Genomic DNA, 12,984 nt, shown 5'->3' with positions numbered 1-12,984 from the left:
CCCACCCGCACATCCCCGGGCCGTTGGCGGCGACTTCCCCTGCACCCACCTCACATCCCACATCCCGGAGATACGGAGATACATGGAACGCGCCGTAGCCGCCCGCCTGGCCTTCAAGACCGTTGCCGAGACCAAGGTGGCTCTCGCCGTGGCCGTGGCCCGGAACGGCGGGTACGGGTCGGTCGAAGAGTCGCTCATGGTAACCGCGGGAGGCGAGGACGTGCCGGTGACCGAACTCTCGGACCATCACGGCGGGCGTTTCCACTACATGGAATTCGCCGAACCCACCGAAGTGCTGGTTGAGTATTCGGCCACCGTCACCGGCTTCGCCCGGCCCGAGGAACCTGGGCTCATGGAACTGATCCGCTATGTCCGGCCCAGCCGCTACGCGGAGTCGGACCGGCTGCTGCCGACTGCCTATGCCGAATTCGGCGGGCTTCAGGGCGAAGAGCTGCTCCACGCCATCCGCAACTGGGTCTTCAGCGAACTGCGCTACGTCAGCGGATCCTCGCGGGGGACCGACGGCGCCGTCGAAACCCTGCTGCACCGCCGCGGCGTCTGCCGGGACTTTGCCCACCTCGCCATTGCCCTGCTGCGCTCCAAGAACGTCCCGGCCCGGCTGGCGGCTGTCTATGCCCCGGGCCTGACCCCGATGGACTTTCACGCCGTCGCCGAAGCGCACATCAACGGCGCCTGGCACGTCATCGACCCGACGGGGCTGGCGCCGCGGGAGAGCATGCTGCGGATCACGGCCGGGCGCGATTCCTCGGACACCGCATTCCTGTCCACCGTGGGCGGCAGCTTGTCGCTGAAGGAACTCAGCGTCACCGCCGTCGTCGATGAGCTGCCGCTGGAAGACCCGGCGAAGCTCGTCACCATCCAGTAGGCAGCGCCGGCCAGCGGGCCGGCGCCGGGTCTTTGCGCAGGGTTTCAGACGGTCTTAGCGCACGGCGACCGAGGCGCGGAGCTTTTCGGTCAGCCGCAGCAGTTCCTGCTGTTCGGCGGCGGAGAGGGCCGGGCCCACGAGCGCGGCGATGTCGCGCACGTGTTCCCGGCCGATCTGCTTCTGCAGGTCCCGTCCGGCATCGGTGAGCCGGATGAGGATCCCGCGGCCGTCCTCGGGGGCCGGAGTCCGTTCGACCAGCCCGCGCTTTTCGAGCCGCTCCACCAGCCGGCTCAGGCTGGACTGGCTCAGCAGGACGTTGTCGTTGAGCTCGTTCAGGCGCAGCCACCCGGAGGGGCAGCGCGAGAGCGTGAACAGGACGTCGTACTCATTGAGCGCCAGGGCTTTGAACGCCGGCGCCGCCTGCAGCTTGCGCATCACCGCCACCTGGGCCCGGAACAGGGATTCCCACGTTTCCGCGGCCAGGCGTACCGGCGATTCTGTGGTCCTGGCCGCCATCATGAGCCCTTGCTGGTGGTCTCTGCGGCGGCGGCGGCGTCGGTGGGTCCCGCTGCCAGCGCGGCGGCCACCCGGCCGGCGTGCGTCGGCGGTTCCGGGACATGCGCGGGCTTGAGCGCGGCATACTCCTTGCGCAGCACCGGCAGGACTTCTTCGCCGAACAGATCCAGCTGCTCCAGGACGGTCTTCAGCGGCAGGCCGGCGTGGTCGATCAGGAAAAGCTGGCGCTGGTAGTCGCCGAAGTACTCCCGGAACGTGAGGGTCTTTTCGATCACTTCCTGCGGGCTGCCGACCGTCAGCGGGGTCTGGGACGTGAAGTCCTCCAGCGAGGGGCCGTGGCCGTAGACCGGTGCGTTGTCGAAGTAGGGGCGGAACTCCTTGACGGCGTCCTGGGAGTTCTTCCGCATGAAGAACTGGCCGCCGAGGCCCACAATGGCCTGGTCCGCCTTGCCGTGGCCGTAGTGCTCGTAGCGTTCGCGGTAGAGGCCGATCAGCTGCTGGTAGTGCTCCTTGGGCCAGAAGATGTTGTTGGCGAAGAAACCGTCACCGTAGTACGCCGCCACTTCGGCGATCTGCGGCGTGCGGATCGAGCCGTGCCACACGAAGGGGGCGACGCCGTCGAGCGGACGCGGGGTGGAGGTGAAGTTCTGCAGCGGGGTGCGGTGCTTGCCGGACCAGTTGACGGTGTCCTCATCCCAGAGGCGGCGCAGCAGGGAGTAGTTCTCGATCGCGAGTTCGATCCCGTCCTGGATGTTCTTGCCGAACCAGGGGTAGACAGGGGCGGTGTTGCCCCGGCCCAGGACCAGGTCCACGCGTCCGTCCGCGAGGTGCTGGAGCATCGCGAAGTCCTCGGCGATCTTCACCGGGTCATTGGTGGTGATCAGTGTGGTGGCCGTGGACAGGATGATGCGCTCGGTCTGGGCCGCGATGTACGCGAGCGTGGTGGTGGGGGAGGAGGAGAAGAAAGGCCGGTTATGGTGCTCGCCGAGGGCGTAGACGTCCATGCCGATCTCTTCGACCTTCTTGGCGATCGCCACGGAGGCCTTGATGCGCTCGTGCTCGGTCGGGGTGCGGCCCGTGGTGGGGTCGGTGGTGATGTCGCTGACGCTGAATACGCCGATCTGCATGGTGTGCCTTTCCGTGGCCGGGGTGATCCGGGATCTGCTTCAACTATAACCGATTTACATGCATTTGCATCTATCGACGGGTATAACGCCCGCCACGGAGGAATATTCCCGCACCGTCCCGGCCGGGTTTCCCGGCTCGTCTTCCCGGCCGCGTTGCCGCCTGTGGCACGAGCGCGGGCCTAGGAAGCAATCAATCGGCTGGCCGCGAGGTGCCCGGCCCGCCCGGAAGGCCCCCATGCGACGTGTCGTAGCTTTTCTGTGTCTGGTGGAGCTCACCAGCGGAATCCTGCAGGGCTATTACACGCCCATCCTCACCGATATAGCCCGGCACTTGGGGATCCACGACGCCGACGTCAACTGGTTCGAGGCCGCTCAGCTCATGGTCAGCGCCCTCGCCGTGCCGGTACTGGCCAAGCTGGGGGACATGCACGGGCACCACATCGTGATCGGCAACCGCTGCTCCATGGGCGTGGACGCCTGGGTCAACTACGGGGCGACGATGCGCGAAGGTTCGTCACTCGGGGCCGACGCCTTTCTGATGAAGGGTGAAGACGTCCCGGAGAACGCAACATTTTCCGGCAACCCGTCGCGCGAAGTGATGATCCCCGCCGCACCCGCAGCCCTCGCGGCCCTGGTGTCCAGCGGGCCCCGCCACAGGGACGCCGCCGCGGCAACTGGTGGGCGCCTGAAGCTCTCGAAGGGAACGCACGGAACCCACGCAGCCCACGGTGCCCACGCGGCCCGTGCTGCAGCCAACGCGGCCCACGGGACGCACCGGGCAACGCGGGACAAGGCAGGAACGCCGAGTTCTGGTTCCTAGTGCGAACCGGTTGGCACGGGAGCGTCTTCGGGGAAGTCGTCCGGGAAGTCCTCGGTCACGGCCGGCCCGGAATGGCGTCCGCGGCGCAGCGACTTCTGTAGCGCCTTGCGCTCACGCCGGCCTTCCACGAGCCGGTACAGCACAGGGACCAGGATGAGTGTGAGGGCGGTCGAGGAGATCAGGCCGCCGATCACCACGATCGCCAGGGGCTGGGAGATGAATCCGCCGCCGCCGGTGAGTCCGAGCGCCATTGGTGTCAGAGCAAACACCGTGGCGAGCGCCGTCATGAGGATGGGGCGCAGGCGCTGGCGGGCGCCGTGCGTGATAGCGTCCGCCACGTTCATCCCGGGTTCGCCGTTGCGCGGCTGGCGGTACTGGTTGATGAGGTCGATCAGCACAATCGCGTTGGTCACCACGATGCCCACGAGCATAAGCATGCCGATCAGCGACGGCAGCCCCAGCGGCACCCCGGTCACCACGAGCAGGGCGATGGCGCCTGTCGCGGCGAACGGGACGGAGACCAGCAGGATCAGCGGCTGGATGAGGGATTTGAACGCAGCCACCATGATCACGTAGACGATCGCGATGGCGGCCAGCAGCGCGAGTCCCAGCTGGCGGAACGAATCGGCCTGCTGCGTCGTGGCGCCACCGATCGTGGCGGTCACCCCGGGCGGCAGCTGCACTGACTTGAGCCGGTTCTGCACCTCGGTGCTGACCGCGCCGAGGTTGGAGCCCGACGGCGTCACCGAGACCCGCGCGGTGCGCTGGCCGTTGCTGGCGGTAATGGAGACGGGGACGTCCACCTGCTCCACCGAGGCGACGCTGCCGAGCGGGACGGTGCCGGCCGCCGTCGGCAGCGGGATCTCCCGGACCGCGTCGATGCTCGTGAAGCGGGTTCCCTCGCCGATCCGGACCGGGAAGTCGTTGGTGTCGATGCGGACAGTCCCGGCCGGAATCGGGCTGATCGTGGCGGCCAGCACCCCGGCCACGCGCTCCTCGTTCAGGCCGGCCGCGACGGCCTTGGCCCGGTCCACCTTGACCTGGACCACCGGCTGGCTGGCGGCCAGGTTGGTGGCCACCTCGCTGCTGCCGGGAACGCCGTCCATGGCCTTGACCATTGCGTCGCTGGCGGTCCGGAGATCGGCGGTGGTGGCGGCCTTGAGGGTGATGTCCACGGTCGACGACGTGCCGAAGCCGCCCTGCTGGGAACCGACCGTGATCTTTCCGGCGTCGCCGAGCTTGGAGAGTTCGCTGCGGACGGTGTCCTGGAGCTTGCCCTGGTTGGCTTTCTCGTCCGTCACCACGGTGAAGGTCGAATTCGACGCGCCGGACGAGAGCAGGGCCGAGAAGCCGGTCTGGGCGTTGCCGGTGGTGGCCTGGACGTCCTTGATCCCTTCGATGCCCCGCAGGGTGTCCTCAACCCGGATCGCCGATGCGCTGGCCTCGTCAAGGCTGGTCCCCGCCGGCAGGGCCTGCTTGACGGTCATGCTGTTCTCGCCGGAGCGGCCCAGGAGGTCGGTGGCGAGCAGCGGTGACATCGCCACGGTGCCGGCAAGCACCAGGGCCGCGGCGATAAGTGTGAGGACCGGGTGCCGCTGCGTACCGGCCAGGACGGGCAGGTAGCCGCGCTGCAGCAGCGTGCTCTGCTCGGCCTCGTGCGCCTTGGCGGCAATGTCAGCGGCAGAACCGGCCGGGGAGCCTGTGACGGCGGGTGTGCGCAGGAACCAGTAGGCCAGCACCGGCACGATGGTCAGCGAGACCAGCAGCGAGGAGAGCAGGGCGATGGTCACGGTCAGGGCGAACGGCCGGAACAGCGCACCGGCCAGATCGCCGACGAAGGCGATGGGCAGGAAGACGGCCACGGTGGTCAGGGTGGACGCCGTGATGGCGCCGGCGACTTCGCGGATGGCGGTCACGATCGCGGTGATCTTGTCCTCGCCGTAGCTCAGGTGCCGTTTGATGTTTTCGATGACAACGATCGAGTCGTCCACCACGCGGCCGATTGCGATCGTGAGCGCGCCAAGGGTCAGGATGTTGAGCGAGTAGCCGGTGGCCGAGAGCCCGATGAACGTGATCAGCAGGGACAGCGGGATGGACACGGCCGTGACCAGGGTTGCTCGCACGGACATCAGGAACACCAGGATCACCAGGACGGCGAAGCCCAGTCCCAGCAGGCCCTCGGTGGTGAGGTCCTTGATGGACTTCTCGATGAACGGCGCCTGGTCGAAGACCGGGGTGAACTTGGCATTGGAGCCGAGCTCGGCCTCGAGCTGCGCGATGGCGTCCTTGACCGCATGGGAGATCGCGACGGTGTCTCCCTCGGGCTTCTTGGTCACGGACAGGGCGAGGGTTTCCTTGCCGTTGGTCCGTGTGATGGACGTGCGGGCGTCCTCGACGAGGCTGACATCTGCCACACTGCCGATGGTCGCCGCATCGCGGGCCGCGCCCAGGGGGAGGGCCTTGATGGCGTCGAGGGAGTCCACCGGGCTGCCGATCTGCAGCGAGAGGGTCTTGCCCTGTTCCTCGATGGTGCCGGCCGGAACCAACGCCCCGTTGTTCTTCAGCGCGTCGCTGATGGACTGGATGCCCGCGCCCGACGCGGCCAGGTCCTTGGGCCGCGGCAGGATCTGGATGTGCTGCGTGGCGCCGCCGGTCACGTCGGCGCCCCTGACGCCGTCGAGCTTCTGCAGTCGGGGGACGCTGAGCCGGGCGAGATCGGCGTTGAGTTCACTGAGCGGTTTGTCCGAAGACACGGCCAGGAACACGATCGGGAAGTCGCTGATGCTCCCGGCGATCGCCTGCGGCTGGACGTCCTTCGGCAAGGCCTGCTTGGCGTTGGAGATGGCGCGGTCGATCTGGTTCCGCGCCCGGTCCAGGTTGGAGCCGTACGTGAACGCCAGGGAGATCTGGGAGACGCCGTTCCGGGACGTCGACGACGTCGACTCCAGGCCCTCGACGCTGTTCAGTGCCTTTTCCAGCGGGGCACTGATCTGCTTGTCCACCACTTCCGGCGACGCGCCGGGCATCGAGGAAATGACCGTGATCTGCGGGAACTCGATGGAGGGGATGAGCTCCTGCTTCAGCGAGGACATCGTGATCACGCCGAACACGGACGCGAACACCGTGATCAGCGCGATCAGGGCCCTGTTGGCGAGAGACAGCTTTGCAAGCCGGAACATCTCATGGTCTCCTGGTGGGTCGAGGGCGTCCTGCACAACGGGACATCAAAACGGGGACGTCAACGAGTTGCAGCGGTCCCAAACCAGCAGTGTAGACCAGCCGTGGCCCGGCCCCGGCTTAGTTGCGGGCGGTGACCTGTTCGAGTTGCAGCGTCTTGGCTGTCTGGGCCTCCAGCTGCGCGGCGAGCTCAGGGTTGTCGTTGAGTTTGATGCCGTAGCCGGGCATCATGTCCTTGAGCTTGGACTGCCAGCCCTTGAAGTTCTTGGGGAACGACTTCTGGAGCAGCTCGATCATGATCGGCACGGCCGTGGACGCGCCGGGGGAGGCGCCGAGCAGGGCGCCGATGGTGCCGTCGCGTCCGGCAATGACCTCGGTGCCGAACTGCAGCACGCCGCCCTTCTTCGGGTCCTTCTTGATGATCTGGACCCGCTGGCCGGCGGTGATGAGCTCCCAGTCGCCGTCCTGGGCCTCGGGGTAGTACTCCCGCAGGGCCTCGACCTTGTCGCCGTGGCGCTTGGCGACCTCCTTGATCAGGTAGGCGGTGAGGTCCATGTTGTCCTTGGCCACGGCCAGCATCGGGATGATGTTGGAGGGGCGGATGGACAGCGGCAGGTCCAGGTAGGAGCCGTTCTTGAGGAAGTTCGTGGAGAAACCGGCGTAGGGGCCGAACAGCAGGGAGCGCCTGCCGTTGACGTAGCGCGTGTCCAGGTGCGGCACGGACATGGGCGGGGCGCCGACGGATGCCTGGCCGTAGACCTTCGCGCTGTGCTGGGCCGCGAGGGCCTCGTCGGTGCAGCGGAAGAACTGGCCGGAGACCGGGAAGCCGCCAAACCCCTTGCTTTCCGGAATGCCGGAGGCCTGGAGCAGGTGAAGGGCGCCGCCGCCGGCACCGACAAACACGAATTTCGCGTGGATGGAGCCGTGCTCACCGGAGCGCGGGTGCTTGAGCGCCAGGTCCCAGCCGCCGCCGGACGCGCGCTTGATGTCACTGACGTTGTGGCCGTAGTTGATCTCCACGCCGTTGTTGCCCAGGTACGTGGTCAGCTCGCGGGTCAGGGCACCGAAATCGACGTCGGTGCCCTCGGCGGCGCGGGTTGCCGCGACCCGCTGCTTCGGGTCGCGGCCCTTGACGATCAGCGGTGCCCACTTGGCGATCTGGGCGTGGTCCTCGGAATACTCCATCGAGCGGAACAGCGGGTTCGGCTTGAGGGCCTCGTAGCGGGTGCGGAGGAACTTGGTGTGGTCCTCGCCGATCACGAAGCTCATGTGCGGAACGGTGTTGATGAAGCCCTTGGGGGAGCCGATCAGGGAATTCGAGACGAGATGGGACCAGAACTGGCGGGACAGCTGGAACTGTTCGTTGATGTTCAGGGCCTTGCCGGGGTCCACCGAGCCGTCTTTGGCTGCGGGGGAGTAATTAAGCTCACACAGCGCCGCGTGTCCGGTGCCGGCGTTGTTCCACGGGCCGGAGCTTTCCAGCCCGGGTTCGTCGAGCTTCTCGAACAGCGAGATGGTCCAGTTCGGCTCAAGCTGCTTGATGAAAGCACCGAGCGTGGCGCTCATGATGCCGCCGCCAATCAGGACGACGTCGGCATGTTGGGTCTTGGAAATGAAAGTCACAATCAGTCTCCGATAGCAGCGGCTCTGGCTGTCACAGAATATCCCGCACCGCCCACTAACTGAAATTGACCCCGGGCGTCAAGGCCTTAGCTCGACCTTTGTGAAAACTTCATTAAGCACCGGCGACGCCGGGTACTTCAGGACCCGGTCCGAGAGCGCCAGTGCCGAGATCGGGAAGGCAATGGGAACCGCGGGCACCGTGGCCGCGATCTGCCCATTGATGGTCTGGTACTGCGAAGTGCGGTCCTTGCCGTCCGGCAAGCCCCGGGCCCGGGCGATCTTGGAGAAGACCTGGGGATCCTGGTAGCCGAATTCGCCGGTGTTCTCGCCGAAGAGCGGGCCCACGAAGTTGTCAGGGTCCGAATACGAGCCGTTCCAGCCGAGCAGGTGCAGGGCGTGGTCGCCCGGAGAGGTGACCTTCTGCAGGTAGCCGTCTGCCCAGTCCACGGGCACGGGCTTGATGTTGAGCCCGATGGCGGTCAGTTGCCGGCTGATTTCGGCGTACACCTTTTCCGGTGTCGGCAGGTAGGGCCGGGTGACGTTGAGCGGATAGTAGAACTTCAGCTCCTCACCCTTGTAGCCGGCCTCGGCCAGGAGTTCCTTGGCCTTGCCCGGGTTGTAGCCCAGCGCTGCGGCGTTGTTGTTGAAGCCGCTGAGCTTGGGCGGAACGAACTGGGACGCCTGGGCTGTGTTGTCGATAAAGAACCGGCGGATCAGCGTGTCCTTGTCCAGCCCCATCTCGATCGCCTGGCGCACCTTGAGGTTCTGCAGGATAGGGACTTCCTGGTTCATGCCCAGGTACATCACGGAGAAGGGGTCCCGCTGGATGATCTGCTTTCCGCTCTTGACCAGTTGGTCGAAGTTTCCCACAGTGACGGCGTCGTACGCGTCGATCTTGCCTTCCAGGAGTGCCTGCATCCGGGTCTGCGGGTGATCGTAGGTCACGAACTTGATGGTCCCGATCTGTCCCTTCTCGCCCCAATAGTCCTTGTTGCTGCCCAGGGTGACGCTGCCCGGGTCCCAGGAGCCGAAGACGTATGGTCCGGTGCCCACCGGGTGGAGGCCGTAGGCGGACACCGGCTGCCCGCCCCGGTTCTGGTTCAGGACGTCCGCGTTCCCGGCGGCGAGGGCCTTGGGCGAAGAGATCGCGAAGGCCGGGAGGGTGAGCGCCTGGAGAAATCCTGTGAAGGGCTGGCTGAGGCCGATCCGCACGTTGTCCGGCGCCACCGCGGTGCAGCTCTTGTAGATGGACAGCGGGGCCTGGTCCGCATGGGCCTTGAACACACCCTTGAATGTGGTGCCCGTGGCCTGGTCGCGGAGGGCCTGCGAGAAGTTGAACCAGCGGTTGAAGTTGGTGCAGACCGCGGCGGCATCGAACTTCGTCCCGTCCTGGAACGTGACGTTCTCGCGCAGCTTGAACTCGTAGGTCCGGCCTTCATCGCTCTGGGACCATTCGGTGGCCAGAAGCGGCGTGGGCTGGCCGGTGGTCTGGTCCACGCCAACGAGGCCTTCCAGGACCTGCCGGGTGACGCGGTAGGACTCGACGTCGGAGACCAGGGCAGGATCGAGCCCCAGCGGCTCCGAGCCGGTGCCGAAGGTGAAGACCGCGGTGGGTGCCGCGGTGGAGGTGGGAGAGGCGGTTGCGGAGCTGGGTGCCGGGCCGAGATTGCCCGTGCAGGACGCCAGCGGCAGCACAAGGAGAGCGGCCCCGATGCCGGCGGCAATCCGCCGCACTGTCCTGCTGGGCACTGTACTGCTGGGCACTCGAGAATCACCTCTAAGAACTGGATGGTCCGCCGGCTGCGGAACAGCCCCAGTCTAGTTGACGGCCGGGTCCGCCAGCTTTTGTGGCACACCGTCTCCGGCCATCAGCCCCCTGCGGCACGGCACCACAAAAAGCGAAGGCCCGCACCTGGGGGTGCGGGCCTTCGCTTCTCCTAGTGGTCCAGGGAGTCAGGCTGGAGCCGGGCAGGAGGGCTTGAAGCTGCCTACTTGGGCATCAGGACTGAGTCGACCATGTAGACAGTGGCGTTGGCAGTCTGGACGCCGCCGCAGACAACGTTGGCGTCGTCAACCTTGAGGGCATCCTTGGTGCCGGTTACCGTTACCGAACCGCCCTGAACCGTCTTGTGGGTGCCGACGATCTGGTCCGGGGTGATCTTGCCGGGGACTACGTGGTAGGTCAGGATTTTGCTCAGCGTGGCGTCATCCGTCTTCAGGGCCTCGATCGTGGCGGCGTCGATCTTCTTGAAGGCGTCATCCGTCGGGGCGAAGACGGTGAATTCGCTGCCGTTGAGCGTGTCCACCAGGTTGACCTTGGGGTTGAGCTTGCCGGAAACAGCGGCGGTCAAGGTGGTGAGGATCGGGTTGTTGGACGCCGCGGTGGCCACCGGGTCAAGTGCCATGCCGGAGACGGAGCCGGCACCGCTGGGAACCTGGGCGGCGTAGGCGGCGCAACCGGAGCCGACAAGGTTGGCGGCCGGATCCATGGCTGCGGCGGAGGCGGTCGTGGAAGGGGATGCCATGCTGGATTCCGCCGGTGCGGAGGACGGTGCCGAGGAGGCGGGGGCCGACGAGGCGGTGGCTCCACCACAGGCAGTGAGGCTGAGCATGGCGGCAGCTGCGATACCTGCAACGGCGAACGTGGTGCGCTTGATGTTCTGCATTTCGGTTTCTCCTTTGTTGTGCCGATGTTTGCCGGCGGCGAACTTTGCCGCTGCGGCCCTTTCCCGACTGTTGGGCACCGACCCTTGGTTGGTGTCTCAATGGGTATTCGGCTGCTCGGAGGAAACGGATGGGTGCGGATGTGAAATTCTTTTTGGCCTCTTCAAAACTCCTGAAAAACCCCGGAATAACGCCGGAAACCACGAGAACCCCGGTCCGAAGACCGGGGTTCTCTCTGTGCGCAAGGGGGGACTTGAACCCCCACGCCCGAAGGCACAGGAACCTAAATCCTGCGTGTCTGCCAATTTCACCACTCGCGCGCGGCGCCGTCGTCGTCCCGGGATAAGAACCCCGGCGGCGGACGCCAGGCTCTATTGTACCTATCCGGCGTCGAGTTTCAGGTCCCGGCGAAGTTTGGCGACATGCCCGGTGGCCCGGACGTTGTACTGCGCGACGGCGACCTGGCCGTCGGCGTCGACAACGATGGTGGAACGGATGAGGCCTTGGTAGGTCTTGCCGTAGTTTTTCTTTTCGCCCCAGGCCCCGTACGCCTCGGCAACGGAGTGGTCCTCGTCGGAGAGGAGCGGGAAGGTCAGCCCTTCGGCGGCCGCGAAGGCCGCAAGCTTCCGGACAGGGTCAGGGGAGATGCCCACCACGTCATAACCTGCGGCCTGAAGCGCGCCGAGGGAATCCCGGAAATCGCAGGCCTGCTTGGTGCATCCGGGTGTGGCGGCCGCCGGGTAGAAGTAGATCACTGTCTTCCGGCCCCGGAAATCGCGGAGGCTGACGTCCTGTCCTTCGGCGTTCTTGAGGGTGAAATCCGGTGCTGTGGCACCGGCGGTGAGTTGCTCAGGCACGGGTATCTCCTTGGTGAGGTGTGTCGTGAAGTGGGGTGATCATCCAGCCTAGTGAGGCGATCGGCGCCGGACGAATCCGCTGCTCGCTATACTCTTGGGTATGCCTGATATGGATCGCTGGCCCACGGGCCGCCTATTGTCCACGGCAGCACGTCTTGTAGAACACTCCTGGAACGAAAAATTGGGGGCCATTGGCCTGACCCATGCCGGGGTGATCGCCATGGAGGTGCTCTCGGCGAATGGGCCTATGACACAAGCCCAACTGGCCCAACTCGTCCGGGTCCAGGCCCAGACCATGGGCAAGACACTGAGCCGGCTGGAAGCGCACGGCCACATTTCGCGGCAGCGCAGCACCTCCGACCGGCGCAGCCATGTGGTGTCGCTGACTGACCAGGGGCGCCAGGCCGTCACGGCGGCCGCCGACATGGAACGCTCCGTGCTCGCCGCGACGCCCATTGACCCGGATCTGCTGCGCCAGGAGCTCCAGGCCGTGGTCAGGGTGCTGGCAACCAAATCCACGTCCCCGGAGGCCACGGCCATCGTTACGGGCGCCGAGCCGGGCGCCGCTGCGGCGCCGGGTGCCGCTACCGAGTCGGGCGTTGCCGCCGAGACCGCCCCGCTGAACTAGCCGCCGGCTCAAGGGGCTGCACATCCCTCAGGCCAACCTCGCCCGACGAAGTCCTATATCGTCGCGGCCTGGTTCGCCAGGGTGGCCAAGATGGCGGACATCTTGAGTCCGGTGAGCACCACGGTGAGCAGAGTGACGCTGATGGTGGCCCACACGGGGGCCAGCCCGCGCCGCGGGGCCACCTCGTGGACAATCACGGAGCGGCCAATCACGTAGAGCACAGGGCTGAGGAACACCCACGCCCAGTGGAACGGACGGACCACGCCGTCCTTGCGCAGCCGGTCCCAGTCCAGATAAGCCAGGAGTGCGGACACGCCGAAGATCACGAAGCTGGTGGCCACCAGGAGGAAATACGGCGCCGTGAAGATCGACGCCGGATCAATTGTCGGGATCTGCCGCGTGCCCACGGTTCGCAGCCGGAGCGCCGGGTTCCAGAACATGAGCAGGATGAGCGAGACCAGCGGCAGAGCCACAATCGTCCAGATGTACGGGTTGTAGACCGGCGTCCGGTCACTGATGCGCCTGCGCAGTGCCACCGGGTGTTGGGCCGGCGCCGCATGGAACTGGGGTGCACTGAACTGCCCGGTCCAGGCCGAACCGTTCCACCACTGAAGCCGGCCGGAGCCGGCAGGGTCTGGATACCAGCCCGGGCCAGGGGCTGAAGCGTTGGGCGGGACGGTCATGGC

At 66.4% G+C, this 12,984-nt stretch carries 10 protein-coding genes, 1 tRNA gene and 1 pseudogene; 3 read left to right on the top strand and 9 right to left on the bottom strand.

Going from position 1 to position 12,984, the window contains the following annotated elements; translation table 11 throughout:
* The first annotated feature begins 82 nt into the window (after positions 1 to 82).
* The gene (locus tag LQV16_RS20735; RefSeq protein WP_229995745.1) at positions 83 to 886 is read left to right on the top strand and encodes a transglutaminase family protein; all 804 of its coding nucleotides are present in this window, start codon (positions 83 to 85) and stop codon (positions 884 to 886) included.
* 54 nt (positions 887 to 940) lie between these two features.
* Here the strand turns inward: LQV16_RS20735 and LQV16_RS20730 are convergent, their stop codons facing one another.
* Together LQV16_RS20730 and LQV16_RS20725 are read right to left on the bottom strand one after the other, a co-directional pair.
* Positions 941 to 1,402 (bottom strand): MarR family transcriptional regulator, encoded by a 462-nt coding sequence (locus LQV16_RS20730; RefSeq protein WP_229995744.1) that lies wholly within the window; start codon positions 1,400 to 1,402, stop codon positions 941 to 943.
* The gene (locus LQV16_RS20725) at positions 1,402 to 2,529 is read right to left on the bottom strand and encodes an LLM class flavin-dependent oxidoreductase (protein WP_229995741.1); all 1,128 of its coding nucleotides are present in this window, start codon (positions 2,527 to 2,529) and stop codon (positions 1,402 to 1,404) included. The genes LQV16_RS20730 and LQV16_RS20725 overlap by 1 nt, the downstream gene beginning before the upstream one ends.
* Before the next feature lie 235 nt (positions 2,530 to 2,764).
* Between LQV16_RS20725 and LQV16_RS20720 the strand changes: the two are divergent.
* Positions 2,765 to 2,965 (top strand): annotated as a pseudogene (locus LQV16_RS20720) (MFS transporter); the annotation flags it as partial.
* A 380-nt stretch (positions 2,966 to 3,345) separates the two neighbouring features.
* Here the strand turns inward: LQV16_RS20720 and LQV16_RS20715 are convergent.
* The 6 genes from LQV16_RS20715 to bcp form a co-directional block, all read right to left on the bottom strand.
* The gene (locus LQV16_RS20715; RefSeq protein ID WP_229995740.1) at positions 3,346 to 6,528 is read right to left on the bottom strand and encodes an efflux RND transporter permease subunit; all 3,183 of its coding nucleotides are present in this window, start codon (positions 6,526 to 6,528) and stop codon (positions 3,346 to 3,348) included.
* Positions 6,529 to 6,646: 118 nt separating this feature from the next.
* The gene (locus LQV16_RS20710) at positions 6,647 to 8,149 is read right to left on the bottom strand and encodes a malate:quinone oxidoreductase (protein ID WP_229995739.1); all 1,503 of its coding nucleotides are present in this window, start codon (positions 8,147 to 8,149) and stop codon (positions 6,647 to 6,649) included.
* Positions 8,150 to 8,227: 78 nt separating this feature from the next.
* Positions 8,228 to 9,898, bottom strand: a complete 1,671-nt coding sequence (locus LQV16_RS20705) for an ABC transporter substrate-binding protein (protein WP_229995743.1) — start codon at positions 9,896 to 9,898, stop codon at positions 8,228 to 8,230.
* Between the two features lie 239 nt (positions 9,899 to 10,137).
* Positions 10,138 to 10,815, bottom strand: coding sequence for a fasciclin domain-containing protein (locus LQV16_RS20700; protein WP_229995738.1), 678 nt, complete (start codon positions 10,813 to 10,815; stop codon positions 10,138 to 10,140).
* 236 nt (positions 10,816 to 11,051) lie between these two features.
* Positions 11,052 to 11,133: transfer RNA gene (locus LQV16_RS20695), tRNA-Leu, on the bottom strand.
* A gap of 60 nt (positions 11,134 to 11,193) precedes the next feature.
* Positions 11,194 to 11,670 carry a thioredoxin-dependent thiol peroxidase gene (gene bcp, locus LQV16_RS20690; RefSeq protein ID WP_229995737.1) on the bottom strand — a complete coding sequence of 159 codons (477 nt, stop codon included), beginning with the start codon at positions 11,668 to 11,670 and terminating at the stop codon, positions 11,194 to 11,196.
* Positions 11,671 to 11,779: 109 nt separating this feature from the next.
* On the opposite strand from bcp, the gene LQV16_RS20685 reads away from it, so the two are divergent.
* Positions 11,780 to 12,298, top strand: a complete 519-nt coding sequence (locus LQV16_RS20685) for a MarR family transcriptional regulator (RefSeq protein ID WP_356815854.1) — start codon at positions 11,780 to 11,782, stop codon at positions 12,296 to 12,298.
* Between the two features lie 53 nt (positions 12,299 to 12,351).
* Here the strand turns inward: LQV16_RS20685 and LQV16_RS20680 are convergent.
* Positions 12,352 to 12,984: DUF2510 domain-containing protein (locus LQV16_RS20680; RefSeq protein WP_356815852.1), on the bottom strand; the 633-nt coding region annotated here is incomplete at its 5' end.

Origin of the sequence: Arthrobacter sp. Bi26 (genome assembly GCF_918697925.1) — a bacterium.
GTDB lineage: Bacteria > Actinomycetota > Actinomycetes > Actinomycetales > Micrococcaceae > Arthrobacter.
Note: the sequence above shows the minus strand (reverse complement) of the source record. Positions and strands in the feature narration are given on the sequence as shown.